General features: G+C 37.2%; 26 protein-coding genes and 1 pseudogene. 3 read left to right on the top strand and 24 right to left on the bottom strand.

Annotated features, from left to right (window positions below; genetic code table 11):
* From L1994_RS11940 to L1994_RS11930, 9 genes and pseudogenes are all read right to left on the bottom strand, one after another.
* Window positions 1-123 carry a hypothetical protein gene (locus L1994_RS11940; protein ID WP_422656662.1) on the bottom strand — a complete coding sequence of 41 codons (123 nt, stop codon included), beginning with the start codon at window positions 121-123 and terminating at the stop codon, window positions 1-3.
* Window positions 124-141: 18 nt separating this feature from the next.
* On the bottom strand, window positions 142-273 hold the full coding sequence (locus L1994_RS11935) for a Fic family protein (protein WP_422656645.1): 132 nt from the start codon (window positions 271-273) through the stop codon (window positions 142-144).
* A gap of 359 nt (window positions 274-632) precedes the next feature.
* The gene (locus L1994_RS10420) at window positions 633-839 is read right to left on the bottom strand and encodes a type II toxin-antitoxin system HicA family toxin (RefSeq protein WP_278099374.1); all 207 of its coding nucleotides are present in this window, start codon (window positions 837-839) and stop codon (window positions 633-635) included.
* Window positions 836-1,039, bottom strand: coding sequence for a type II toxin-antitoxin system HicB family antitoxin (locus L1994_RS10415; protein WP_278099373.1), 204 nt, complete (start codon window positions 1,037-1,039; stop codon window positions 836-838). The genes L1994_RS10420 and L1994_RS10415 overlap by 4 nt, the downstream gene beginning before the upstream one ends.
* A gap of 191 nt (window positions 1,040-1,230) precedes the next feature.
* Window positions 1,231-1,548, bottom strand: a pseudogene (locus L1994_RS10410) (DUF1016 N-terminal domain-containing protein); the annotation flags it as partial.
* Between the two features lie 893 nt (window positions 1,549-2,441).
* A complete protein-coding gene (locus tag L1994_RS10400; RefSeq protein WP_278099372.1) occupies window positions 2,442-2,891 on the bottom strand; it encodes a hypothetical protein in 450 nt (149 codons plus the stop codon).
* A 260-nt stretch (window positions 2,892-3,151) separates the two neighbouring features.
* Window positions 3,152-3,442, bottom strand: a complete 291-nt coding sequence (locus L1994_RS10395; RefSeq protein ID WP_278099371.1) for a type II toxin-antitoxin system RelE family toxin — start codon at window positions 3,440-3,442, stop codon at window positions 3,152-3,154.
* Window positions 3,435-3,710: a hypothetical protein gene (locus tag L1994_RS10390; RefSeq protein WP_278099370.1), complete on the bottom strand. Its 276-nt coding sequence runs from the start codon at window positions 3,708-3,710 to the stop codon at window positions 3,435-3,437. Before L1994_RS10390 ends, L1994_RS10395 begins: the two co-directional genes overlap by 8 nt.
* 154 nt (window positions 3,711-3,864) lie before the next feature.
* Window positions 3,865-4,086, bottom strand: coding sequence for a DUF1016 N-terminal domain-containing protein (locus L1994_RS11930; RefSeq protein WP_422656661.1), 222 nt, complete (start codon window positions 4,084-4,086; stop codon window positions 3,865-3,867).
* 109 nt (window positions 4,087-4,195) lie between these two features.
* On the opposite strand from L1994_RS11930, the gene L1994_RS10385 reads away from it, so the two are divergent.
* Window positions 4,196-5,608: a DHA2 family efflux MFS transporter permease subunit gene (locus L1994_RS10385; protein WP_278099369.1), complete on the top strand. Its 1,413-nt coding sequence runs from the start codon at window positions 4,196-4,198 to the stop codon at window positions 5,606-5,608.
* Between the two features lie 291 nt (window positions 5,609-5,899).
* Window positions 5,900-6,235 carry a nucleotidyltransferase family protein gene (locus L1994_RS10380; protein ID WP_278099368.1) on the top strand — a complete coding sequence of 112 codons (336 nt, stop codon included), beginning with the start codon at window positions 5,900-5,902 and terminating at the stop codon, window positions 6,233-6,235.
* 28 nt (window positions 6,236-6,263) lie between these two features.
* Here the strand turns inward: L1994_RS10380 and L1994_RS10375 are convergent, their stop codons facing one another.
* The 8 genes from L1994_RS10375 to L1994_RS10340 all read right to left on the bottom strand — a co-directional run bounded on the left by L1994_RS10375 (window position 6,264) and on the right by L1994_RS10340 (window position 18,532).
* On the bottom strand, window positions 6,264-7,031 hold the full coding sequence (locus L1994_RS10375; protein ID WP_278099367.1) for a hypothetical protein: 768 nt from the start codon (window positions 7,029-7,031) through the stop codon (window positions 6,264-6,266).
* Between the two features lie 55 nt (window positions 7,032-7,086).
* Complete coding sequence (locus L1994_RS10370) at window positions 7,087-8,034, bottom strand: hypothetical protein (protein ID WP_278099366.1); 948 nt, start codon at window positions 8,032-8,034, stop codon at window positions 7,087-7,089.
* A 292-nt stretch (window positions 8,035-8,326) separates the two neighbouring features.
* The gene (locus tag L1994_RS10365; RefSeq protein ID WP_278099365.1) at window positions 8,327-9,106 is read right to left on the bottom strand and encodes a phosphotransferase family protein; all 780 of its coding nucleotides are present in this window, start codon (window positions 9,104-9,106) and stop codon (window positions 8,327-8,329) included.
* 217 nt (window positions 9,107-9,323) lie between these two features.
* Window positions 9,324-11,258: a PEGA domain-containing protein gene (locus L1994_RS10360; protein WP_278099364.1), complete on the bottom strand. Its 1,935-nt coding sequence runs from the start codon at window positions 11,256-11,258 to the stop codon at window positions 9,324-9,326.
* 186 nt (window positions 11,259-11,444) lie between these two features.
* Entirely contained in the window at window positions 11,445-12,869 is a 1,425-nt protein-coding gene (locus tag L1994_RS10355; RefSeq protein ID WP_278099363.1) for a hypothetical protein, read from the bottom strand.
* A gap of 39 nt (window positions 12,870-12,908) precedes the next feature.
* Complete coding sequence (locus L1994_RS10350; protein ID WP_278099362.1) at window positions 12,909-14,474, bottom strand: hypothetical protein; 1,566 nt, start codon at window positions 14,472-14,474, stop codon at window positions 12,909-12,911.
* Window positions 14,471-17,728 (bottom strand): tubulin-like doman-containing protein, encoded by a 3,258-nt coding sequence (locus L1994_RS10345; protein ID WP_278099361.1) that lies wholly within the window; start codon window positions 17,726-17,728, stop codon window positions 14,471-14,473. The genes L1994_RS10350 and L1994_RS10345 overlap by 4 nt, the downstream gene beginning before the upstream one ends.
* 27 nt (window positions 17,729-17,755) lie before the next feature.
* Window positions 17,756-18,532 (bottom strand): hypothetical protein, encoded by a 777-nt coding sequence (locus L1994_RS10340; RefSeq protein ID WP_278099360.1) that lies wholly within the window; start codon window positions 18,530-18,532, stop codon window positions 17,756-17,758.
* Between the two features lie 110 nt (window positions 18,533-18,642).
* Here L1994_RS10340 and L1994_RS10335 point away from each other — a divergent pair, with 110 nt between their 5' ends.
* The gene (locus tag L1994_RS10335) at window positions 18,643-19,923 is read left to right on the top strand and encodes an ArsB/NhaD family transporter (protein ID WP_278100844.1); all 1,281 of its coding nucleotides are present in this window, start codon (window positions 18,643-18,645) and stop codon (window positions 19,921-19,923) included.
* 95 nt (window positions 19,924-20,018) lie between these two features.
* Here L1994_RS10335 and L1994_RS10330 read toward each other — a convergent pair whose 3' ends face one another.
* The 7 genes from L1994_RS10330 to L1994_RS10300 all read right to left on the bottom strand — a co-directional run bounded on the left by L1994_RS10330 (window position 20,019) and on the right by L1994_RS10300 (window position 26,331).
* Window positions 20,019-21,476: an MFS transporter gene (locus L1994_RS10330; protein ID WP_278099359.1), complete on the bottom strand. Its 1,458-nt coding sequence runs from the start codon at window positions 21,474-21,476 to the stop codon at window positions 20,019-20,021.
* Window positions 21,477-21,883: 407 nt separating this feature from the next.
* A complete protein-coding gene (locus tag L1994_RS10325) occupies window positions 21,884-22,279 on the bottom strand; it encodes a protease inhibitor I42 family protein (RefSeq protein ID WP_278099358.1) in 396 nt (131 codons plus the stop codon).
* 468 nt (window positions 22,280-22,747) lie between these two features.
* Window positions 22,748-23,446 carry a coiled-coil domain-containing protein gene (locus L1994_RS10320; RefSeq protein ID WP_278099357.1) on the bottom strand — a complete coding sequence of 233 codons (699 nt, stop codon included), beginning with the start codon at window positions 23,444-23,446 and terminating at the stop codon, window positions 22,748-22,750.
* 451 nt (window positions 23,447-23,897) lie between these two features.
* Entirely contained in the window at window positions 23,898-24,248 is a 351-nt protein-coding gene (locus tag L1994_RS10315) for a P-II family nitrogen regulator (RefSeq protein WP_278099356.1), read from the bottom strand.
* Window positions 24,238-24,978: a DUF1538 domain-containing protein gene (locus tag L1994_RS10310; RefSeq protein ID WP_278099355.1), complete on the bottom strand. Its 741-nt coding sequence runs from the start codon at window positions 24,976-24,978 to the stop codon at window positions 24,238-24,240. The genes L1994_RS10315 and L1994_RS10310 overlap by 11 nt, the downstream gene beginning before the upstream one ends.
* Window positions 24,975-25,670, bottom strand: a complete 696-nt coding sequence (locus L1994_RS10305) for a DUF1538 domain-containing protein (protein WP_278099354.1) — start codon at window positions 25,668-25,670, stop codon at window positions 24,975-24,977. Before L1994_RS10305 ends, L1994_RS10310 begins: the two co-directional genes overlap by 4 nt.
* 190 nt (window positions 25,671-25,860) lie before the next feature.
* A complete protein-coding gene (locus L1994_RS10300; protein WP_278099353.1) occupies window positions 25,861-26,331 on the bottom strand; it encodes a chemotaxis protein CheW in 471 nt (156 codons plus the stop codon).
* Between the last annotated feature and the right edge of the window lie 16 nt (window positions 26,332-26,347).

Raw genomic sequence — 26,347 nt, 5'->3', positions numbered from 1 at the left:
CTAACTTTCACTGTTATATTTCAACAGTTCATAAAGCCGGTCATTTACATATATTCTGTTCCTTCCTTTTTTTTGAGACTTTAAAACACCAATAATTTCCAGTTCTTTTAGATATCTCTTTATTTTGGATTATATATCTGCTCAGATACAATACCGAATATCAAGAATCTTCATATACACAAGAAGCAGGATTTTTATGATGAGTCCTTTTCTGCTGTTTCCGTCCAAAAACGGATGGATTACCTCAAACTGGTATTGAGCTAAAGAAAGCATAATTTAAGGATCAGTCTCTGTTATATGTCGACACTTTCGACAGTTACAACATTATCTACCAAAAAAATGGAAATATTTGACAGGTTTTAGGTGATATGTCGATAAAACAGATATTTGAAAGCTGAAGAGGTGTGTTGTTGTGGTGTGATTTTTATAATTCAACTCTGAATTTGTTCTTTTGGAAGAGCTTGAAAGAATTTTTGGCCGCATTGTTCTTCTCCTTGAAAAAGAGGTTTTAGAAAGCCAGATCTAAAAGGAAAAAAAAACTAAAGAGGAACATAGACGATTCGGGAGATAATTGTCTATGCCTCAGACTGAGTTTATCACTGTAGAGCATAATTTAAAAAATGAGGGTGTTGTCAGAGTTCTGATTCGTCAATTTCTGAAAGCTTCATCAGATGCTTCTGTAAACCAATTTTTAGTAAATTATTTCCATGAACAGGAACAGTAATTCTGTTTGGATTTCCATATTTGGCATAGATGTAATGACTTCCGGAAACTCTCTTTAGTTCCCATCCGTGTGATTCCAGGAGGCTACAGAATTTTTTACCACTGACGGTTTTCAAACTGCTATCTCCATTATTCTGTCTTTTCCTGAAAGAGAGAGATCCTGTACATCTACAGACAGACATCCTTCTACTGCGTCATAAATATTGGCGAGCAGTTCATCAAAAGTTTCACCCTGAGTTACACACCCCGGAATTGAAGGAACTTCTGCCCAGAATCCGCCTTCTTCCGCCTCATGAATGATTACTTTTAGTTTCATTGTATGATACTATTGTTTCCGGCCGTATATTAGATTTTACCCTGTTTTGTTGCCGGAAGCAAATTCAAAGTTTTCAGGAACATTCAGAGTCAGGAACTCAGGAATAAGTCTGAAAAGTTGTTCTGTGTCAGCAACATATGTAATCCTCATTTATCCCTCAGGAGCAGGCATTTTCAAACCGTGACAATTTGTCACGGTTTGGTTTCACTCTGTTTCAACCCTTTTGATTCAGCCTCTTTTATGACATCCTCCTTATCCCTGCTTGCAAGAAGCCGCTCATAGAAAAATGAATAAATCTGCCACTCAGGCTGTCTTGAACTCCAGTTTGATTTTACATACTCATCCATATAGAAATCACGGGCGTTTTCATCCGAAATCCGCATTAAATGTCTGTAATGCGTCCAGCTTAATTCGGAACGCAGTGCGTTCCGGATTGGAAACGTAGCATATAACTGCCTCATCTTCCTGAGATTTGTAATGTCCAAACCACGTCCAAACTCCTCTGTAAGTTTTTCAGCTAATAATCCGGAAGATTCTTCTACACTTTATTTTTAATACAATTATTTTTGGAGAAAATAAAATATCAAATTTTTTGGTTACTTTCATCCTGCTTAGTCAAAAAATATAGTGGTGCATTAACAAAATAGAAACAAGGTATGTTTTAAATGAGAATTACTATTATCTCATTTTTTAACAATTCAATAAATTCGATGATTCCCTTCTTCAGGGTTTTCCTCTTATTCCCTGACTATTTCTTTCAAATTTCAGATAGCTATCGCTAATCAGTCAATGTGCATAAATTGTTCTCATTTGATAAAGATTGAAACAAAAAGCTGAAAACATATTTTTCACCTGAACTTAATTCAGATTAGTTACTTTTACATTGCCTGATCCAAAAATGGATTTAATCACAGCAAATGGTCTTTCACCTTTGGATCTTTTTTTCTTAGTCTCTAATTTCTTTATTTTGAAAATCAAAATATTTTGCTAATTGATCATAAACAATTTGATGATTTTTAATTATTCCCCCGTTTAAAAAATCATTAGCATAATGATTGTAAAAATCACATTTTAAAAATCTTTGGATGTCCTTTTTATTTTCAAAATAATATGTTTTGTTATTAAAGATGTAACCATTATTGGGTAATGTCACATATAGACAAATTTCTTCTTTTATAAGAGGTATAGACAGCTTATTAATTATTGTATCAGGGGGATTATATTTTTTAAAATCATCAAAATTATGAATAATATTTTCAAGCTTTTGAAGTTGGGTATTAAATTGAAAATATGACTCATAGATATTTGCAATATTTCCTTTTGGAATTGATAGATATTTAGTATTTAAAATATGCCCTTGATTTACAAAATTAAAATAGGCACTTGTTGCAAAATATTTATATTAAAAATTTTCGTTACTTGCCCAATTTGTATATGAGTCCTGTTTTGGCATCCAATTCCAGGTCTTTTCCTCTTCAAGTTCTTTAAATCTTATATTAACATTTGTAGCGAATTGATCTAAATTGATTTTATTTTCTCCTAATTCAATTAATAATTTTTTAAGAGCATCACTATATTCAAGTCTTTTTATCTCTTTTTGAGTGAAATAAAAGATAAATATTGCAATGAGTACAGAGCCTGCTATACTGAAAGTAAAAGCGAAACTACTCTCTCTTTCGGATAATCTACTAAAAAAATAAAAATCCACTAAAAAAGCAAGTAAGATTGCTGCAAATAAGAACAGAATATAAAAAATATACCTCGGTTTCAAAGGATGCCAAAAATGTAATTTCACCCAAATTTTTTTATTATCATAAATCTGCAAAAGCCAAAAGCGATGTTCTTCCCCCATGTTTGAAAGTGGGAAATTAAACACGTTAAATGTTTTTGTTTCTTACTTTCGCCACGCACCGCTAAAAGGATAATATTCATCATTCTAATTTCTGATAGGGTTTAGCCTTTGTCACACAGCAAGACATTGTACTTATAAAATGCGGATGTGTCCCGGTTCACGAACACTAATACGAATACTAATCGGCAGGCAGAAAGATGATATGGTCATAGGGGAGAATGAACCCTTCCTGACACGGGGTAACAGAAGAACACGAAAAATTAAGATCTTTTGTATCTGCTGTGAGCCTGATTAATTCCCATTGCTTTTACAATTTTTACAGATTGTTTCTCTTCATCAATCCAATAAAAAAAAGTGTGTGCCATTGATATATGAAGACGGTAAGTTTTTGGATTTGAACCTTTCAAAAGTTTTTTATTGCATCTTTTAGTTGTTTTTTTAAGATATTCTCCAAGGCATAACAGGATTATTTCTTTTATATGGGTTTTGTCTTTTTTCGGAACATTTGAGATATATTTCAGTACGTCATCGCTGAAAATAATATCATGCATCTCCAAAGACCTCATCGAAGGAGTGATACTTCTTTGTAGACTTATCGGCCACTTTGCAGTCCGCAACTATTTTCTTTATATCCCAGTTTTCATCACCTTCTGATATTTCCAGTGCCTGGTCTGCCATATTAGAAATCAGCGAATCATAAGACTGGCCGGTCTTCCGTAGTCTGGCAAGTTTCATCCGTGTATCGCGGCTTATCGTTATCGTTTCGCCATCGGTTGCCATAAGAATATTATTAGCGCAAGATGATTTTAGACTTTCCATGAGAACAAAATTTAACGATAAAAAAATTGAATTGTCTCCTGATCGGTCTTATCCATCGAAATTATAAGTTTTTGGGCTCTTAACAGTTTATGTTTTTTTCATTTTATTTCAGTTACGCCTCTTTTAAGGATGGATACTTGTTTTAGAATCTATGCTACGTAGCAGTAATCTGCCGCTCAGGCTGTCTTGAACTCCAGTTTGATTTCACATACTCATCCATATAGAAATCACGGGCGTTTTCATCCGAAATCCGCATTAAATGCCGATAATGCGTCCAGCTTAATACGGAACGCAGTGCGTTCCGGATTGGAAACGTAGCATATAACTGCCTCATCTTCCTGAGATTTGTAATGCCAAAACCCCTCCCTTCTCCCAGAAACTTTTTCCATTTGGGTTAATTTTATGCTAACTGTAATCTTATAACAAGAAGTATTTTAACACCCCTGAATAATCAGGGGAGAAAAAAACATGGGTTTTTACAAATTATGTCTATTTTCAGTGAAGCCGGACTCAGCCGCAAACAGATAATTATGACATTAATTCTGATTGCCGGAGCATTCATATCGGTTTTAAACCAGACAATAATATCGCCGGCGATTCCCGGAATCATGTCAGATTTGGCAGTAGACGTATCTGTAGCCCAGTGGCTGATAACAATATTTACTCTTGTAATGGCAGTCATGATTCCTGTTACTGCATATCTTCTTGACAGGTTTTCGCTTAAAAAACTCTTCATTTTTGCAATGATGCTTTTTACAATCGGAAGTCTTCTTTTGGCCTGGGGGCCTGCATTTCACATTTTAATTATTGGAAGAATTTTTCAGGCAATAAGTTCCGGGATGCTCTCTCCGATGATAATGTCAATATTAATGTGGATTTTTCCAATTGGATTTCGTGGCCGTGCAATGGGTTTTTATACACTGATAATTGCAATCGCACCCGCAATCGGGCCTGTTTACTCAGGAATTGTTGTTGATTTATTCTCATGGCATTTTGTATTCCTCTCAATTGCCCCGCTTGCTGTTATTGTTTCAGTAGTTTCATTCTTTACTATAGATGAATTCAAAGAAAGAAAGGAAGTTTCGCTTGACAAAATCTCATTAATTCTCTCTTCAGCCGGTCTTTCCTCCCTTCTTTATGGATGTAGTATAATAGGCGCAGCAGGCGGAATGTCGGCCGATTCTATTGTTGCAATTTTAGCAGGTATTGTAATACTCATCTGGTTTGGACTCCGCCAGCTTAAGATTCCAAAACCAATGCTTGAGTTAAGAGTCTTAAAAAGCCGGAAATTTTCATCCGCTGTTATGATAATAATGATTTTTCAGGCGTCCATTCTTGTATTAAGCGTCATACTTCCTATATACATACAGACAATTCAGGGGTATTCAGCAACAATGACAGGTCTTGTTTTCCTCCCCGGAGCGTTTTGTATGGGGATTATGAGCATACTTTCAGGAAGGATTTTTGACAGCCATGGGCCAAGAAAACCTGTTCTTATAGGAGCAGGAGCTTTAATGTTTGCATCATTTTGTCTTGCACTCCTTGATGCCAAAAGCCCGATGATTTTGATTTTTATTATTTATTCAGTAAACAGTGCCGGAGTTGCACTGCTTAACACTCCCTTATCAACCTGGGCGCTAAACTCGCTTGACGAAAATGTGATTCATCATGGAAGTGCGGTTTTAAACACTCTTCGTCAGGCATCAGGAGCAATTGGAACAGCGGTTTTGATAACAGTAATGTCTATTGTGATGTCAGGTTATTCAGATCCCGAATCAATTACAGCCAATATGGCAGGATTTAATGCAACCGCTATCTGTATAGCGGCGATGATGACTTTATTGTTTATTTTTGTCTTTTTCCTTATCAGGGATGATAAAAAGAAGAGGATTCTCTGATATTTTTTTCACCTCAAAAAAAAACAGCCATGAATTCCTAAATCACCTGTTATGGTATGACCGGAAACCTTCAACAAAGATACGAAGACTGTATGAAAATACCCTGCCTGTGCAGGATTTATGAGCATTAGTATCAGTTGTCTTGAAAAAAATCCGCAAAAATCAGCGGAAACGTCTTTTATGGTATGAGAAATTTATGACCGGCAGGACTTATTATCTGATACCGGGGAAAAAAACATGATCTCCCGGACGAATATAAGATATAACCAGCAATAAGGGAGGTAAATATCAGTGGATGAAAAACCATACAATAGCATAAAATCCGAAGTTCTTACAAAGCCTGAGGTTCACCTCCCTGAGATTCAAAGTCGTTTTGGAATAGAAAGCCTTGGGATCTTTGGTTCTGTCAGTCGTGGTGAGGATACGCCTGAGAGTGATATAGACATATTGTATAAGTTTAAACCAGGAATTAAGACCTATCATGCCCTGCTCGATCTTGGAGATTATCTTGAGGAACTCTTCGGGCGTAAAGTCGATCTGGTCTCTTCCGAATGGATAAATCCGTATCTAAAGCCGTATGTTGATGCAGAAGTGATTCTCTATGGACAGAAAAGGGGTGAAGTTTAAAAAAAAATATTATAACTTATCTCAGGTATTATCCAAAGAGTCCGCCGAAAATTCCCTTATTTTCAAGTTCTGCCCGTGAGATTTCCGAAAGGCGGTTTTGTTCCTGTTCGAGCACCTGTATCTGCTCTTTAATCATCGTCTTTAATTCCTCATCGCAGTCACTGCACTGGTTCATGAGCGTGTTCAGGTTCTCAATTCTCTGCCTGTTCTGTTCAGTCTGTGCCTGAATATCATTCGCCGCATCAAAATCTCCGCCGAAGAAGAATTTTGAAACCGCGTTTCTTGTCTGTATCTTCTCTTCAGCTTTGGTCTGAACCATTACAGAATTGTTAAACTCCTTTGCGATGGCTGAAATCTGATCCCCTATTCCGCCGGATATGTTTCCTGCCGCAAGAAGTGTCTGAACTGCAATACGGACTGTATTCTGATTCTTCAACCTGTTATTTTGTTCAGAACCGGAGATGTTTGCCGATTCTTTTTGTATCTGTTTTATCTGTGCCTTAATCTCCTGCTGGTTTTGGCTGACAGAAGTCACTTTGACCGACACTAATGCTCCCTGTCCGGCAGACTCATTCTTATTTGCCAATAAAACAGAACCGTCTGACTGTTTGGATAACTGTTCTGCACCTTTACTGTCATTGCTGATACCTGCTGTTTTGTTGGATACGTCTGCAACCGGGCCTGCATATGCACCGTTATTTCCTTTATCATCTGTGTTTTTTGCCGCCGATACCGGAAATGCCAGCAATGTGAGCAAAAAGACGGCAATTAACAGGACTACAATAACTTTTTTCATATTTTTCTTCAACCTTTTTTTTGTTAATTGGTGTTGCTTTAATATTTATAATATTTCAGACTTTTTTGAAATGTCTGTAAATTCTTATTGCACAGACATAAAAGGCGAATAAATATACAAAATGTCCGATAATCCCAAAAGAGGGAGTAACAAAACCTCCTGAGTGTGACCACCATGAAACATCACCATAAGGGCCTGCCATAACCTTGGACTGTGTGGTAAAGACCGGACTGAAAGGCATAGAAGGAATGAGGTATTCTTTCTCTAAAGAGACCTCTCCTGCCATCGTTCCGGGGCCGCTGATACTATCTATGGATTTTTTTGTTAAAACTCCAAATGCACTTTCTGTTGTACTTTCTTCCAGCACTTTGATTATATTTCCTGCATAATTTCCATAAAAACGACCTTCAATATTGTATTTTATTGCTTCATAACCGAAAACATCTATTTTGTCATCGCTGTGGACAGTAATATAGTCAATAAAGGCGCCGCTATCATTGTCTTCATTTGGTATTTTGAGATTTAACCTTTCAATTTTGTATCCTTTGCTAAGGCCCTTTATTATATCGCCTGTTTCTCTATCAGGAACAGGTCTTATGCTTTCTGCGACAGTTATTGGGGTTATATCATATTCACGGATATTTTCTTTGTTGGTTTCAATTACATGAACATAGTCTTTGTTATCAAAAAGATATACAGAATAAGTCCCAAGAGTTACAATGCCGACAGGAATATCTCCGTTATTTTTTGGACCAAAAAGCATCTCCTCTGTTGCATACGGAATATCAGTAAAAAAAATCTCAGCGTCTATACGTTTTAACTCATTATGTGGCGGTATAATCCCGTTTACTGTATATATGTCTTCATAACGGTTTTCTGCACCGCCGAATGTGGAATCATTGTATGAATATGCAAGTATTGAAAAAACCGGACATGCAATAAGAAAAATAAGTAAAATTGTTGCCAGGCCTGTTATTAATTCATCGCCGGAAATAGGTCTCATTTTTAATAATCATTCTTTATATTGTCAGGCAATATATATTATTATTTAGAAATTTAAGATTCGGTTTTAATTTCTATGAAAGTCTAAAATTCCTGATAAACTTATCAGTATTTTTGTGTGATGAAAAAAGCTCATCATGTGCGTTTTACATGAAAGTTACTTCGTAACTTACATGAAACAGTTATCATGAAAAAAATTATCATGGACGTTTATCCTGAAAATTAAAAAAATCCAAAAAGAGTTATTCATTGGTATTCCTGATGTAATACCGCCTCAGATGAAAATTCGGATTCTAAAATAAATGCCTGATCTTTTTTTGTGCTTCATCACCAAGATATCCGTAGATTGACCCGGCTGTAACTGAAAGCCAGTTTAGAATTTCCTCTTTAGGAATATCTGAGAGTCTGGAATATTTTTCAATATAAATTTCTTCAAGTCCCTCTCCCATAATTAAGTAATCAAGGTAACTTCGGCACGCATCAGATGCAGGTGCACCGCAGGACACCTCAGCCCAGTCAATAATTATGTAATTTTCTCCGTCAAATAGGACATTTCCCAGGTGGAAATCGCCGTGGCATATCGAATATCCATCCGGAAGTGTCTGTAAATTTTCAAGAAGAGCATTTTTTTCATCAGGATTTAGTCCCGGACTTGCAATTATTGTTCCTGCAAGAACCTGCTTTTGCGGTCTGAACTCGGTTGTGGTAATTCTGTGCATTAAGACCTGAAGCTCAACGACTTTATCCATGTAATCCTCTTTTTTGTCCGGATTTTCTGTTAAAAAATCAAAAAGTGATCTCCCCTCAACCTTTTCCATTAGAAGTGCAGTCCTGTTGCAGAATGTCTCAACACCATATATTTCCGGGGAGGGGATATTGCTGTCTTTTACAACCGCCATTGTAAATGCCTCCTGGTATACCTGCTTTCTGGGCTGTCCTTCGCGGTAGACTTTTGCGGCAATTCCGTCTTTTTCATAAACAACAGCAGACTGTCCGCTTCCTATCTCCTCACCATAACGATTTTTAAAGAGATTGTCATCTCCTGTATTCCCGCTGTTTGAATCATCTTTCATTTGTAAATCTTTACCGCTCATCGTTTTAAAAATTATGCTGTATAAAAATCTGTGCTATTTAAAAGTGTTATAAAAATAAAGAAATTTCACATGAAAGCTACTTCGTAACTTACATGAAACAGTTACCATGAGATATTATTTCATGGACGTTTTTAGAAGAAAAAAGATTCTGAATTGTAAACACTATATTGTGAATACTATTAATTCATGAAAATTATCATTTTTCATAGTAATTCTCAAGTTCATTACTATAATCTTCTGTCTCAATAATTTCTGAAACTTTTTCAGATAGATAATCATCAGGGTCTAAGAATTCAACAGGTTTATCACCAGTCTCTTTATCTTCATTGTTGAGAGGTTCTTTATGACTATTTTCAGTATCAGGAGATTCTTTATCCGTATTTTCTTTATTTTCCAGTACTTTATCATTATTTTCAGATGTCTTATCTTCAATATTCTCTGATGATTTATTATTATCAGCCATATCAGACGTTATATCTTCATTTTCAATGATTTCTGATTCTTTATCTTTATTATCTCCTGTTAAATCTTTTTTTGATGACTCATCAAAATCCCGGATTTTTGTATCAGAATAAAAATCATCATCCTTTTTTTGATTCAAAGATTCGACAATAAACTTCTCTTCAGCCTTTATCTCTAAACTTCCGTATCTTTTCTTTGCAATCTGAAGATGTGCTGATAAAATATGCTCTCCAACACCTCTTCCGGCAAGCATTATGTCATATCTTCCGGGATTTGTGAAATGGTCAACTGATGAGTCGTCAATATAAATTGTACATACAAACGCCCTGTAAGGCCCTCTCTCTAACCGGGCAGTAACATGGCCTCTTGCAAGCATATCATCCTCAAAAATTTTTTTTGGAATGTCAATTAAAAGTTCCGGGCGAATCTGTTGTACAGAATAATCAGCTGCAAACAAAAACACCAAAACAATCAAAAATGCGAATGGCGAGATATAAATCAGAGTATTGTCGAGATTTGGAGCAATATCCTGAGAATTCAAGACCCCGTCTGAATCAACATCAAAGCTTGCTTTTATTGAAAGCTCTGACAAAGTGATAGTAGTTAGAGTGTCGTCTCTTTCAAGTGCCTCCTTTGCTGAAATTAAAAGTTCCTTTCCTTTTTCAGGGTTGTACTGCAGATTGGCATTTATCGCACTTTCTGCCTCATCTACTGCCTCTTTTGCCATAGAATAAAGAGTGTATGAAACAATCGTTCCTAAAGGGCCAACCTCTATAATCTCTTCAACAGGCCTGTATCCGAATTTTTCAATTCTTATTGTATGGTTTCCCTGATCAGTTAGTGTTGAAACGGGGCTTTTTCCTATTAATTCTCCGTCAAGGAAGACATCTGCATCCGGAGGTTCTGTTTTTACAACAACCTCTGCTTTTGAAAGCGAAAGAGAAGCTTTCACCTCTGATATTTTTCCGGCGGCAACATCCAAAATTCCTTTCCAGTCATCATATCCTGCCCTTTTTATGACAACATCATAAGTGCCGGGAGAAACATCCTTAAGAGTGTACCTGGTATCGCCTATATATTCTCCATTCAAATAAATGGCGGCGTTAGAAGGGTTTGATTCAAAGATGACCTCTCCTGTTACAGGAAGAGGCTCAAAGGTATGCATAAGCGACTGTGACATACCCTCATTTATCATGACTGTTTTTTGGTAATCAGAGTAGTTATCAAGAGTAAGCAAAAAAGTGTGCTGGCCTGTCGGAAGCTGATTTAAGACTGTATTTGAAAATCCCTCAAACTCTCCGTCAACGTAAATCCGTGCACCTTCAGGCTTTGTCTGAATGGTAAATGCATCGCCGGCAGAAATTTCCATATCATGGCTGACAAAGGTAATTTCCCCCTCTTTTACCTCAATAATCTCTTCCCATGTCTTATATCCGGGCATCTCAAGCCTTATGAAATGAATCCCCGGGAAAACATCTAAAATAACATAATTTGTTTTTTCCCCGATATTTTCGTCATTTAAATAAATATCTGCACCCTGGGGTGCTGACCTTACAGAAATCGTTCCTTTAACAACATCAGCAGATGCACACAGCGGAAAAAGAGCTACTGATACAAAAAAAATGAGTAAAATAATATATTGTGCCCTTCTGATATTGTTCTTTGACATCTGTTTAGTCCCTGATTCAGCAAAAATTGAGATGTTGCCTTAAAAATTCCGAAAGATAATTATTCAGGCTCTGTTTTTTCTCTTTTCTGAATTTTTATTCACTGAAAACGTTCATGGTATTTTTTTCCTGCTAACTGTTTCATGTAAGTTACGAAGTAACTTTCATATAATTTTTTTTATCTTTAATCAGTTTTCTCTTTTTATAAAAAGCCTGTATATGCCCGATTTTTCAATATAGGCTATCGCAGATTCGTTTGACACAAGAGGAGATGTATCAGCAGGTTCCCATGAATATCCGGACTGATTGTATATCATCAGGAAATATTCTTTGTCAGGAAGAAACTGTGAAGTTACATCAAATGAAGCATCTGATGGTTCTGAAACAGTTATCATATAGGCACTTCCAAACCCTAAAAATTCTTCAGGCATGTTTCCCGGAGTTGAATTAAGCCTTTCTACAACTGCTCCCTGAGAAGGTTCAGGCACAATTGTTGCAGAAGGGGTGATGTGCGGGATATCTGTCTCTTTGTCATTAGAGCCGAAAAATCCCGTATAACCTGAGAAAAACACCACTCCTGCCGCTAACAAAAGAATAACTGCTAAAAGAGCAATAATTTTGACTCTTCCCTTATGCTTTTTCTCCATATGCTTTTCATATTCAAGCATAAGGTTTTCCCTGTCGTAATCGTTAATCTTCCAGTCAGAATATCCGGCCTCGTTAACAGCGGATTTTTTTGATACAGGACGACTTTCATAGTTTTCAGGTGAGAAGGAATCAGTGTTTTCTCTTGAAAATTCAATATTCTCCTCTCTTAAAAATTCCTCAAGTTCTCCTGATTTTTTACTGTTTGTGCCTTCTTTTAATTTTATCTGAGTGACAAGTTCTTCTGTCAGACTGTTTTTTGTATATGCACCTGAAATTTTTTGTCTTATCTTTGGATTCTGAGCAAAGACTCCGATATTTTTATAGATGACTGCCCGTTTTTTGTCGTTTATTTTCTCGGTGTCAAGATAAATCTGCACATCACCTGAAAATTTCTCAGTAACCAAAAGATCAGCGCCTCTGAATGTTCTTTTTGAAACAACGATTGTAAATCCGGCTGATATGTATGAAGAAAGTTTTTCTGTAACTGCTACTACAAAATCGACTGATTTTGACAGATCATCTGATACACAGACAGTCTCCTTTGACAATAAAAGTCTTCCAATAGCATAATCTGCAACATTAGAGCCTGAAAGACTGCTTGTTATCCTTTTATTTCTCTCATCAAAGAAACTGTCATCTGATGCAAGATTTCTTATCTCATACTCAATCTTTGAGAGTCTGTTTTTCACCCTTTTGTAAAATTCATGGATGTATAAGAGATCTATTCTTGGCGGAAGCTCTTTTTCAATGTCAGTCTTTTCAAGGTATATGAATGTGTCAGGCCGCCTCCCTGTCTTTTGTACATTAACAGCCGTTCCAAGAAGCAAAACTCCGTTTTTTGTGTTTATATACAAAGATGCCGTACTCTCATCAAGCCTTTCTGCAAGATTTACCGCATAGTCGTCATGAAGTGAACCTGAGATTGTTTCGCCGTCTGTTGTAAAAATTCCGTATGAATCTTCCATATTTTTATTCCCCCTGCAAAAAGAAAATTACAGTTTTGGCTAAAGGCCAAACCTGAAAATCTCTGTAAATCTCCATGGTGCAAGGGCTGTTGGTGCAATCTCCTCTTCCATTCCCTCTTCGGTTGGAAAAGGTTCGGCTGTTGCGTCAACCGATACACAAACGAAATACATAGAGATGTCGTTCATCATATTAACAAGATTTTTAAAGACCATATTTGAACTTAAAATCTCAAACAGATTCTTTTCTATTGCAAGAGCCTGTTTTGATTTTTCAGGAATGTCTGAAAGTTTTGACGCGTTCATTGAGTGAATAAGGTTTCTTATCTCCTTGTTTTTCCATAAAATCAGATCTGCTTTTGTCACAACAAGTGCATATTTCTTGTTTGAGCTGAAAAATCCAAAGTAATTTTTCCCCTCAAGATCAATCAGCGTCTTCATATAACCTCCAAATTCCCTTGCGAGCTGGGAATGCCCTTTTCTGTTATCGGTTATCTTCTCGCCGTCAATTAAGAAAATGACCTTTCCCGCCTTTAGGAAGTTGCCATACATTGTTGCAATAATTACACTCTTGGTAAATTCAGGATCAAGAAGTTTTTCAGGATGGTGAAGCTTTATGTATTTGACAAACGGGATTGTTCCTGCATTTTTTCTGACTTCTCCCTGCGCCATTTCCAGTCTTTCACTTAAAAGACTGACAGCCTTTTTGAAGTTAATTTCGTTTAGTTCATCGTAATATTCGCCTGCATAGTCAACAACTGTCCATTTAACCGGAATGAGGCCGTATTTTTTGCCTGTAAGCTGGTATATGACCATCTGATAGCGGTATGTTCTTGAAAGAATCCTCCCGTCCAGAATATTTGCATAAAGGCTTGAAATTCTAAGGTCGTCTCCCTCATCGTTTGGATCGCCTGTTAAGACAACGCCTTCGTTTGAGTGGCCTTTATCAAAGTTCTGCGATATGTAATTCCAAAGCCCCATCACAAAGTAGGTTTTTCCGGATGATCTGGGTCCGAAAATAAAAATTTCCGATGCACGAACACCAATTGTTAATTTGACTGCAAGAATATAGAGAATTACAGATACAACGATTCCTGCACCGAAGAAAAATATGTTTTGTGCTGCATATGCCGATGTAGTCTCAGACTCCGGCTCAATTGCAAAAATCCACATCTCATAAGCTAAAAATCCTACAATTATTGCGAAAAATACTGTAAAAAGAATTTTCGCCATTACTGCAAGATTATCATAGCGGTTATTAAGAACAGCCCGTGCAACAAATACAAGTCCTATAAGTACTCCTGATGAAAAAGAAATCAGCAAAAGCCCTATATTTGCCCATGGAGAGAGATAAACATAAAAACAGGGTATTGCGGCAAATATGCCTGCATAAATTACCCCGTTTATTCTTGAGTCCTCGTTGAATATCATTCCTGCGGCAATTATGAAAAAAAGGCCGCATAAAAATTCAACAATTACTGTAAGTTCAACCGGTGCGGGATGAATTTTGAATACCGGCGCTATCGTTGTGAAAACATATGCTACAAATATGCTCAGCGGCAACGCTAAAAGAAGATAGATCTTCCTTCTTTTATTGTTTATTATCATTCACCGGCTGCCTCTTTGATATCCTTAACAGTGTAGAGGTCTAAAACCCTGTCTTTCGCCTCTTCTATCTGTGCTTTGGTGCCTGTTTCAAGATCTGCAATTTCTGCCGCCTCAGTTAAAAGCAGTGTTTTGTTACGGACAATGTATTTTCCCTCATGCAGGTAGAGTGCATGGTGAAGGATATTATCACGCCCCTTTTCATATTTCTCCCAGTATCCGCCGCCGGTTGTAAGAGGTGAAATGTTGTCAAGGAAACTTGCGGCTGCAAAAAATGTCAGTGATATCTCCCACGGCTTTGTGTAATTGTGTGAGTTTACCTTTGCACTGTCAAAACCTTTTAAGTCAAGCAGTTTTACAAGATAACGTCTAAGATCGCTTCCTTTGTTATCGATTAGCTGTGACAGCCATCTTGACGGGGATGCGGCTACAAGGGCGGATTTGTCAAAGCTCCACCTCTCTGTCCCGCCTGTACCGTATCCGACTGACAGATTGTTAATACCGAGTTTGTGTGAGTCAACAAGTTCTTTGTATTTCCACTGGACGATATTATACAGCTTTTCTATCTCCTTTTTCCCTTCTTCGTCATAATCAAGGACAGAAAGATCGGAATCGTCATTCAAAAGTGAAAGAATGGCAGGATTTATCTCTCCAAACCAGGTTCTGTACATTCCTTCGATTGTTGAGTTTCCGCTCTGCCTCTTTTCGTCAATTAAGCGAAGTCCTGATTCATATGCATCAGTATCGGCGTTGAACTTCTTTCTTGCATCAAATGTTGCACCGATTAAATTGTCAATCTTCTGGATGAACTCAAGCTGTTGCTGCATTGATTTTTGTGACTGAATCAAAAGGTCAATCTCTGAGTTTATGTTTTGAGTCTTTGCCGGATACCCTTCACGCTCGTTAATAATCTCAGTTAATCTCTCACGAACAGATGTTAAAATCTCTGCTGTGTCGCGTCCGTTAAAAGACCTGATAAGTTCACGCTTCTCTTCAGATTCAAGGTTAAACTGGGAAACAATTGGAGCCAGTGTTGCTTCACGAAGTGATCCAAGCTTCGAGTCAAATTCGCGGGTCAAAAACTTGTCCTGTATGAATACCTCGAAGGGGTCACGGATTGAAATCTTTCCCGGATGCATCTGGGAAATCTTTCTTATTCTCTCCTCTTTTGTTGCCTTTTCGTTTCTAAACATCTCGGAGTTGAGCTTTTTTCCTAAAAGACTGTCTGCAAAACCCTGTTTTTTGGCAATTTTAAGCATGTAGTCATTGTAGATGTACAAAGATATCGACTCAGCAAGATCTTTTAGATATGTAAAGTCAGCAGATGTTGCATTTTCAAGCCTTTCGATATCGCCCTGGAGATCTCCCAGCGGGAGCGAGGATAACCATGCCTCTCTTTTTATCGGCTTTGCCTTTCCTTTTTCGGTCTGGTTCAGCTTCTCTTTTAAAAGGAATAAAAGTGATGAGAACTTTTCCAGAAATGCACTTTCAAGCTCCTCAATTGACTCTTTTCCTGATGAAGATCCGCCATGTCCAAGTGCAACATAATCGTCAACCGGTTTTGCAAGTGCATTTACCTCGGTTCTGACGCGGTCGAGCATCTGCTCTCCTTCTTTTGTTACATCATCTAGCTCATTGCGCCTGGTTTTAACCTTTACATCAGCCTCGCTCATCTCAGCCTTTAGGGAGGACTGCCTTACTGAAAGCTCACCGGAAATTTTGCCAAAGTTCTCCTCGCCGCGAATAAGATTTAAAAGAGCGGTTCTTGCTGATTTTTCATTTACAGAGAGTATTTTTTTCTGAAGATCCGCCATATCCTCCAAAAGATGGAGATTTCTTTTAATCTGTTCGTAAAGCTCCTGATCTTTTGCGTTTTCGTGCGGCTTGCTCTCGTTTTCAAGGGATCTTTTAAGCCTTGAAATATACTCTGAAAGCTTGTCAAACTCTTTTATTTTGGAGATGTCTTTTAGCTCTTCAGGCATATTGTTTGAGATTGCTGATTCAATAATTGACTGTGTCTTAAAGTTTAAAAGATCGGTAATTTCATTTTCCCAGACCTTTTTTATCTTTTCAATCTCTTTTCTGTATAGGTTTACATCATCGTGGGTTATTTCAGAATCTGTCTTTGTAAACTCGTCAGGATAGAGATTTTCGTTTGTTGTGACAAAATCCGAGACCTCTTTTAGAATCTTTGCTCTGTTATGGCCAAATCCTGCATATTTGTCAATTACATCCTCAAAGCCTTTCTTTAGAGATCTTAAATTTTCAACAGGGTATTCAATTACATGCGAATCTGCGAAGATAAAGCCGGAGTAATCCTTTTTGGCATCGACAATTGCTGAGATGTCTGCTGTTGGAAGATAAAATGAGTTTATGAACATATATGGAAATGCCGAATCAAACTCTATTACTTCCTGCTTTCTGTCGCCTCCGTCAACGTAGCCTGTAGGGCTTAATGAAGAGACTATTATGTAGTTGAAAAGCTTGTCATCTTTCATATTGAGATATTCAATCTCTGAAAGTGCTATTGCCGCGTTTAACTGCTCTTTTTCACCCTCGCTTGCCGCCGGAAGTACAATAAAGAGCCATATTTTTGATTCCTGCCCTCTTTTTTCTTTTATGTACCGTGCAAGATCAATGAACATCCCCGAACCTGTTCCGCCGCCAAGACCAACAATTATTGCAACAGGCCCGTGCCCCTGAAATGACGGGAACTGCTCTCCGCCCTGTGTAATTGCCTTGTAAAATACAGCCTTTGAGATAGCACGCCTTCGGTGGACACCGCCGCCAAAATCGTCAACTATATTTTTGTCAACTTTTTTAAGCATCTGGTAGTCAAAACCATATTCAGGATCATTCATCCACCAGACATCAACAAGAGGCCGCTCACGCCTCTTTTTTATCTGTTCACATATCTCTTTTGATGTAAGGGATGAAACACGCTCGACATTTGCAAGGTCAGGCAGATGGTAATGGTAGCTTTTTACACTTCCTCCCATCTGGCTGTTGGTTCTTTGCATTTCACCAACTTTTGCCTCAACTTTTTCTGCACGCAAAATATCGTCTTTTCTCTGATTTGAGTCTGTATCAAGAGTATAAAGCGTAAGTCGTTTCCCATCTGATAAGAAGTGCTTTAAGAACCACTCATGATCATAGAGATTTGTAATAAGCTTCTTGCCGCATCCTCCTACTGCAACAACAGTAAGTTCGTCAGGCATCTGAAACGGCTTTCCCTCAATTATATCATTGTTTGCCATTTTTTTTCTCCTCACTCTTTGTAACTTTTAATATTCACTCTGAAAATCCTGCATGTTTCTGGCACGAATCTGGCCCAGTATCACTCCTATTGCAAGACCGATTACGAATAAAACAATTCCTATAATAACTGCGGTTGTTAGAGGAAGTGATGCATCCTTTGGAGATTCTGCATAAGTTAAGAGATCGTTTGCTTCATCACGAAGGCCTTTTCTGTAAAGGCTGTCTATTAAACCGCGAAGATTTGTGTCTGAAACGGCGTTTAGCCTCTCTTTGAACTGTTCTTCTCCGGGAATTACAATTGAAAATGTCTCTGTCGAACTTGTTCCCAAAATATCGTTGTTTTCATCAAGAGCCTGTACGTGATAGTATATGTATCCTGTCGTTTTTGTAACCGGCTTTGTCACAACAACGCCGTCAACAACTTCAATGGCTGTCAAAACCGGTGCTCTGCCATAGACTGTTACTATAACCTCTTCTGAGAATCCGTCTTCACTGTAAAGCTCTATTTTTTGTTCATTTATTGAGTTGTTTCCGCCTGAAACCAAAAATCCTTCTCCCTGTGGCTGCCAGAGGTTATTGCCGGCAACAGGTGTTAAGTCAGTGCTTAAAACAATTGTCCTTGCCTGTTTTGGTATAGCACTCACATCTATTGTATATTGTATTAATTCACCCTCATTTTGCGAATTCAAAAGATTTCCATCCGTTACTTCAGATACCACTGCAGATACAGGCAGGCACAGCAGAAAGACTGCTGTTAAAAGTACTGCCGGGATGCAGATGATTCTGTTTAAACTTCTTAGCATACTGAGAAGATTTATTTTAAAACAGTTAAATATTTCTCAAACTATTGCTGTTTGCAAAAGCCTCTCATAAGGAATTTTTTCTGTCAAAGGATTAACATAAAAAAACGACAATACTTCTATTTACGCATTATTCAGTTATTATCCTCTTTGCAGTTTTATTTTTAATTGCAGTCAGGAATACAATCCGTATAAGACTTCAGATCTGGCAGATAATGCTTCTTGGAGCCCTGGCTGTTTTAATCACCGGAGAAATAAGCCCTGTATCTGCACTTTTTGCAATAAACTACGATGTCCTTATCTTTTTGTTTGGAGTTTTTGTCGCAGGTGAAGCGCTTTTTCAAAGCGGTGCATTGATTCCTTTAATGGAGAGGGTCTTTAAGGGCATAAAAAGCCGGGGAAACTTTTTTTTGGTTCTGATTTTTGGCTCAGGTTTTTTATCCGCATTTTTGATGAATGACACTGTTGCAATAATAGGGACGGTATTTGTTATCCTGCTTGCCAAAAAGACTGATATTCCATCAGAAATGCTTCTTTTAGCCCTTGCATTTTCGGTAACTACCGGCAGTGTATTAAGTCCGGTTGGAAACCCGCAGAATCTTTTAATTGCATCAGGTGCAGGCCTTGAAAATCCGTTTTTAATATTTGCTGAGTATCTGTTGATTCCAACGATAATCTCACTTTTTTTAATATATCCGGCACTAAAATTTTTTTATCCGTATAGGCCTGAAGACAAAACATCTTTTGTTTTTGATGAGAGCGAAAAATTCAGTGCAGATGTCTGTGTTCTGGATAAAAATCTCTCTAAAATATCAGCACTTTCGATTATCATCCTTTTTGTAATGATATTTTTAAAGATTATTGCAGGCTTTTTTGGATATTCTGAATATTTTCCCCTGACACTAATTGCAGTTTTTACTGCACTTCCTGTAATTGTTCTCTCAAAGAAGCGTCTTTTTATTTTGAAAAATATTGACTGGCAGACGCTTGTGTTTTTCTCTGCAATGTTTGTTTTGATGCAGAGTGTCTGGTCTGCAGGCTTTATTCAGGGAATTTTTACAGGATCAGAAAACCTTCTTTTGTCTAACGGCGGTATATTCATATCCGGAGTTTTATTAAGCCAGATTTTGTCAAACGTTCCCTTTGTCGCTCTTTTCATGCCCCTGCTCCTTATAATGGAATCACCGGAAAGTTCGTATATGGCACTTGCCGCCGGAAGCACACTTGCCGGAAACCTTCTTTTGTTTGGAGCGGCAAGCAATATCATAATTGTTCAGAATGCTGAAAAAAGAGGAGAAAAATTAAGCTTTCTTCGGTTTGCAAGGGTTGGAATTCCACTGACTATTGCCCAATCTGCAGTATACATCATATGGCTTGTATATATCATGCCTTAAATTTAAGGCAAATATCTGGTTAATTTTTATTTTACTTAGAAATTTATCAATTTTATTTCACTAAGAGATTTTTAAATTCTTTCGTTTTTTTTAATTCACTCTGGAATTCGTGTGGATTTCACTGCAAGTATAAGAATAACAGCTGACATTACTCCTCCTGTGGCAAAAATAAATGTGAATGCTTCAGATGAAGGAAAAGTCCAGTATTCTCCGGCGATTAAAAACCGTGATGCAGATGAAGCAATAATTACTCCTGCAAAAACCGGCCCTGTCATTCCGCCAATGTTGATACTGCTGTGCAAAAGCCCTGTTGCACCTGCTGTTCTGTTGGGCGGAACTACTTTTATTATCTTTAATAAATAGGCTGTTGATACAACTGCCATTCCGATGCTGAAAAAAATCCATCCTGCCGAGAGTGAAATAATTGTAAGCGGGAATAAAAAGAAGATTGCCGGTGTCAGAGCCATGCACAAAGAGCCAAAGATTACAGGAGCCAAAAAGCCTTTTTCTCTTATCCAGAAACTGGAAAGCGGACTTGCAATCATATCGGCAACTGATCCGGGAATCATGATAAGGCCGACAAATCTCTCCTCCAGAAACAGTCCTGATGGTGACTGGATTATGAACGGAAGAGCCTGTATATACAAAAATGTCATGCAGTTAACCAAAAAAGCAACTGCTGATATTATAATTACAACCGGCCTTTTAACAAGGCTTAAGTCTATTGCAGGCACCAGAGCCTTTTTTTCAGCAGAGATGAAAGCGGCTGTAAAAATTACAGTTAATAATGCATGAATAAATACCTCCGGCACGAACCATCCTGACTCAAAGCCTTCAGTTATTGTAAGTAAAAAGAAAAACATCGCTAATAAAAGCAAAAATGCACCCTTGTAGTCAGCTTTTCTCTCTGAAATTCCCTTTGATTTCACAACAGAATCATTTTCAGAACTGTTTGAAACAGTGCCAAAGTTATCAGTTTCATGAGCGTTTTTGAGAACAAAAAGAATCAAAAACAGGTGGATAATAACTATCGGAATCAGCGTGAAGTAAGTCCATCTCCATCCCCAGTAGTTGATTATATATGAACCGCACAAAATTCCGGTCATTGTTCCAACACCATACGATGCGGCAAGAACACCAATGCCGACCGGCACTTTTTTCGGCGGAAACTGCTCTGAAATCATTGCAAAAGCGATTGGTATTGCCGCAATTCCCATTCCCTGAAGTGACCTGAAGAAGAGAAGCGACCAGATATCAAAGGAAAATCCTGCCGCTATAACTCCGATTGAATAGATAAATAGACAAATCGCTAAAATCTTTTTTCTTCCGTAAGAATCACCAAGTGTTCCAAAAAAAGGGCATAAGGCGGCGCCCACCAATAAAACTACAGGAAGAATCCATGCACCAATTATCCCTGATGTGTTAAATTCATGCTCTATTGCCGGAAGTGCGGCAACAAGCATTGATTCTGAAAACATAGGTAAAACTATGCAGGCCGAAAACAGCGGAAGAGCAATTCTGAAGTAGTTTTTCTCAGTTAAATGAATTTGCATGGCAAAAATCTGTGAGTGATGTTTTTATCTACAAAATCTTTCTGAATCCTGAAATACTCTTTCCGGACAGACTCTTATTTTCAGGATACTTTCTTTTTTTTAGTTTACTGATATAAGTGAATTGAAAGTTTTGAAATCTGATTAAATGCTTTGAATCTTTATATGTATCTTTTTTATGTGTAAATTCAACTATGAAGATGAATTATTTTATTGGTCTTTTATGTTTATTAGAGCTTGTCAGTTTATTAAAAATAGGAAAAATCAAGCAAACTCTCAACTGATAATATGAAGAAATTTGCAATAGAAGATTAGGTATTTTCAAAGATAATTTAGAAATCTAAAAAAAAAGGTTTTTTTGTTTTTAGCTGTTTTTTTGGTTTTTAGCTATACTTATAAAAACATTTTACTTATACAACATTGACTAAAGAAGTCCATGTCTTATCATCCGGTGTTGTTTCTTCCCAGGAGCGTTTGTAGATTCCTTTTATGGTAAATTCTCCCTTCTTATCAGCAGAAATTTCCCATTTGTGTATTCCGCCGGCGCCTGTCATGCCTTCTGTATTTTTATCCTGAATGTATTCATCGTTTATCAGAGTAAGACCGCCGGTGTCCATCTCCCATGTATATCCCGTTGTCGGGTTTTCTGAAAGCTCAATTATTATGATGCAGTTCTCTTTTACTTCCCTTTCTGAACCGTTGTCATCGTCATAAAACATTGTGTAGCATGTCCCTGTACATCCGGCGACTGATATTGCCGCTAAAAGTACAGAAAGTGCTAAAATTCCCATGAATAATTTTTTCATCGCTATTCCTCCTGTTATATTATAGTTGAATATTAGGCTCAACTGATATTAATAAAATTCTATGACTTCAGAAATTTCCGAAGTTATAATCAGATTTTTTTAAGGTTAAAAAAAACTATTGTTTCCAAATAATATTTTCTGTTAATTACTCTCTTTCATTTTCAGGGCTTTTAAAATCTGCGAGAGAACAGCGGCTGTTGCCATAAGAGATAATCTGTGCTTTTTAAGTGCAACTGCCATTCCGGCTGAAAAAAGAACGTTTGGAAAAGTGCCTGGTGTTGTGACCGAATCCGGGGAGTCTCATTGTATGTGACTTTTTATTGCAGATTGTTTGAATTTTTCAATTAAGTCTCAATCAAATCCCGGGAGTCTCATTGTATGTGACTTCCACTCATGCCTTTCGGATTCATTTTACCGGCAATTGTTTGTCTCATACATATTATGATTCCTGATTTTCTCATGCATATTTCATATTATTTTTTTGTTTCGCTTCCAAAACGGTTTTTTAATCTCTTCTAACTCAGAGTCCAGATAATTTGTCCATTCAGATAAATTCATTGTTAATGAATCCTGGGAATTTTTGTATGAATCAAGTGACTTTTCGAAATAGTCAACCCATTCCTGTGAGACTGAGATTTTTTTATCGAGGCTTTTTATCATCTCTTTTAATTCATCATATTTTTCATCGGAGTCTTTTTTGTTTTGCTCTATATCTTTTTCAATTTTTTCAACTCTTGCTGTTATTTTGGATAATTTTACATCCAAAGCTCCATATCTGTCAGATTCCCGGTTCAGTGTCATTGATGCCTTAAGTTTCACATCATTAACTTTTTTCTCTGCACCTTCAATGACGCCAGGCTTTCTTTTGGGTTTGTTTTCTGGAGAAAGAGAATTTTTATTAATCTTTTCTGATACTTTCTCTTTTGTGCTTTTTTTGTCCGGGATGCATCCAAGGGATGATAAAATTTCATCCTTTGAAAGTCCGTTTTTACTAAGACCTGATATTTTAGAAATTACCCCTGCGGCTTTTTCCTCATACACTTTTATCCTTCCAAAATCTCTTGAGGGAACAGCCTTTGAAAATTCATCTGTTAATTTTTTAACCTCTTCTTCTGAAACTCCGCACAGTTTTGCGATGTCAGCCGCTTTTAGAATTTTATCTCTCATTTATATCAGGTATCCTTAAACATTAGATTTATATCAGGTATCTATAAACATTTCCAGCGTTTGAAGTTTAGATTTAGATTTAAATTTAGATTTTGATTTAGATTTTTATGCTCTGGATTTTAATTTGAGATTTTAAGGATTTGGTTCGAATTTTTAAATTAGAAGATTATAAGTTTAAACTTTTATTTTGCTTAATTTTTCGCATAAATTTTTCATCTCTTTTCAATTCAAAAAGGCTTTTACATAATTTGTTATGAAAGTCTAAAATCCCTGATAAACTTATCATCACTTTTTGTGTGATGAAAAAAGCTCATCATGTGCGTTTGCTATGAAAGTTACTTCGTAACTTACATGAAACAGTTAGCATAAAAAAAATTATCATGGACGTTTTTAGTTAACAGATGCTTTTTTTTGAAGTCTTCTTATATCTGATAATTCTTTATTTGCTGATTTAATTTTTTTCTTCTTCAGGGTATTTGGAGAACATATGGACGCGACCTGCAATTTTCTCAAGATTTACTACAAATGCAATGCCCATTCCCGGAATATTTAGTTTTGCGGCAGATTCGATAGCGGAAAGTATGGCATCTGTCTGTCCGGCATCAATAATAGTCAGGACAATCTCTTTTTCAGGCTCTATTGGAAGGCCGAATACAGACTGTTTTTCATTGATGCCTGTTCCTCTTCCCATCAGAATTGTTCCGCCTTCTGCACCGGCACTTTTAGATGCCTTAATTACTCTTTCAGCCCAGCCTTTCTTTACAATTGTTACTATCAGATTTTGACTTCCTTCATAATCCATGATTAATCTCCTGTTTTTTGTGTTTAAAATATATTCCAAGTACTAAAAGGGTCAGGATAGGAGTCAGCGCAATAAAGGCAATCATCCCGAATCCGTCAAGTAAAGCGTTTCTTCCTCCCATGGAATCTGCAACTCCGACTGAAAAGGCCATTATAAATGTGACAGCCATCGGCCCTGTTGCAACTCCTCCGGAATCAAATGCAATCGCTATGAAATCTTTATCAGAAAATCTCATAAGAATAAGTGCAAGCAGGTATCCTGCAATAATCATAATATGAAACGGCAGTTCATAGAGGATTCTTGCCATTCCAAGGCTTACAGATGCTGCAACTCCAATCGATAATGAATAAAGAATAAGAGAGCCCTGTATGTAGCCGCTTGATGATTTTTCTATCTCATAGCAGAGAACACGAACCGCAGGTTCGGCAAATGTCGCCAAAAATCCCAGTAAAAATCCAAACGGAATTAAGATCCACAAAATCTCAAAGGTTCCAAAAAAGGCTCCTATTTTTGTTCCTGCGGGGAGAAATGCAATATGAACGCCCTGGAAAAAAAGAACCATTCCTATCAGTGTAATTAAAATACCTTTTCCAAGGTTTACAACATATTCCTCCGGCAGTTTTAAAGAGACTACCTGAAATATGCAAAAAAAGAAAATCAGCGGTAAAAGTGCCTGGAGTACATCGAGAATTACTGCAAAAATTCCATCAAAAATCAGGAGTTCTGTCATGTCCAGAATACCCCCATTAAGAGGACACCTATAACAGGCCCTATTGACGCAAGGCCGATAAGGCCGAATCCGTCAGAAAGCTGAGAACGTCCGCCAAGAATTGCTGTAACACCTGTTCCAAGCGACAATATGAAAGGAACGGTAATCGGGCCTGTTGTAACGCCGCCTGCATCAAAGGCTATTGGAAGATAATCAGGTGATGTGAAGAATGAAAGAGCTATTACGACTAAATATCCTGTTGCATAAAGGTATACTATCGAAACATTGTATATGATTCTTAAAATTGCGGTTGAGACAAAAAAACCGACCCCACATGAGATTATAATAATAAGGCTGGTTTTATCGATACTGCTCTGTGATACGCTGTCAATCATTGTTGAAAGAACACGAACGTCAGGTTCGGCAATAGTTGCTAAAAAACCAAAAAAGAATGCAATTACTGCTATCAAAAGAATTGAGTTGTATTTTGGAATCTCTGATCCGACTGCTTCTCCCATTGGAAGAAGGCCTGTTTTAACTCCAAGCAAAAACAAAGCCATGCCGATAATTACCATCGCACTTCCGGCTATAAACTGAATAATTGATGAGAAAGAAAAACCAGGCAGAATGATCTGAAGAATTAAAATTACAATTACGATTGGAAGAGTTGCCTGTGCGACCTCAGTGATTGTTTCTTTTGCATCTGAAAGCATGGCGTGTGTATAAATCCAAAATATGGGTTTTATTAATTTAATATGAATCAAAGAGATATTTAAGTGTGTTGTCTTTTAAAATCAGGAGCAATTATACATTTTTTTTTGATTTTGAAAATGGAACGGATAAAAAAGCGACTGATGAAATTTTTTAAAAAATATTTGTGAAATGATGGTTTTCAGGCGGTTTTTAAGCCTTTGCCGCCGCGAGCATATCTGTCAGTACTTTTCCGACATCAAGCCAGAGTATCAGTTTTTTCTTCTCCTCTCCATCTGCCATCTCTTTGATTTTAATGATTCCCTTAACATAAGCTTCACTTGAAAGTGAGCCTTTCATTGGTTCTATCTCATCCTCAGATATCTGAAGGACAGCGTGTACGTCATCTACAATGATACCTGTATTTGAGCCTTCGGCGGCATCCGGGACAAGCACAATTATCTTTTGTGTTTCTCTCTCAGCATTCTCCTTAAGGTTTAAAATCTGATTCAGGTTGATTATATTTGTAATCTCTCCCCTTAGATTTATAATTCCTGCAATATGTGGCGGAGCTCTTGGAACAGGAGTTATCGGAACCATTTCAACAATTTCTCTGGTGAGACTGATGTCTAATGCATAGTGCTCATTGCAGATTTCGAATTCAACTACGTCAATCAAAGACATTTCATTAATACCTCAT

This window comes from Methanomicrobium antiquum (genome assembly GCF_029633915.1).
GTDB lineage: Archaea > Halobacteriota > Methanomicrobia > Methanomicrobiales > Methanomicrobiaceae > Methanomicrobium > Methanomicrobium antiquum.
The sequence above is the reverse complement of the archived record's forward strand: the minus strand, read 5'-3'. Positions and strand labels throughout refer to the sequence as shown.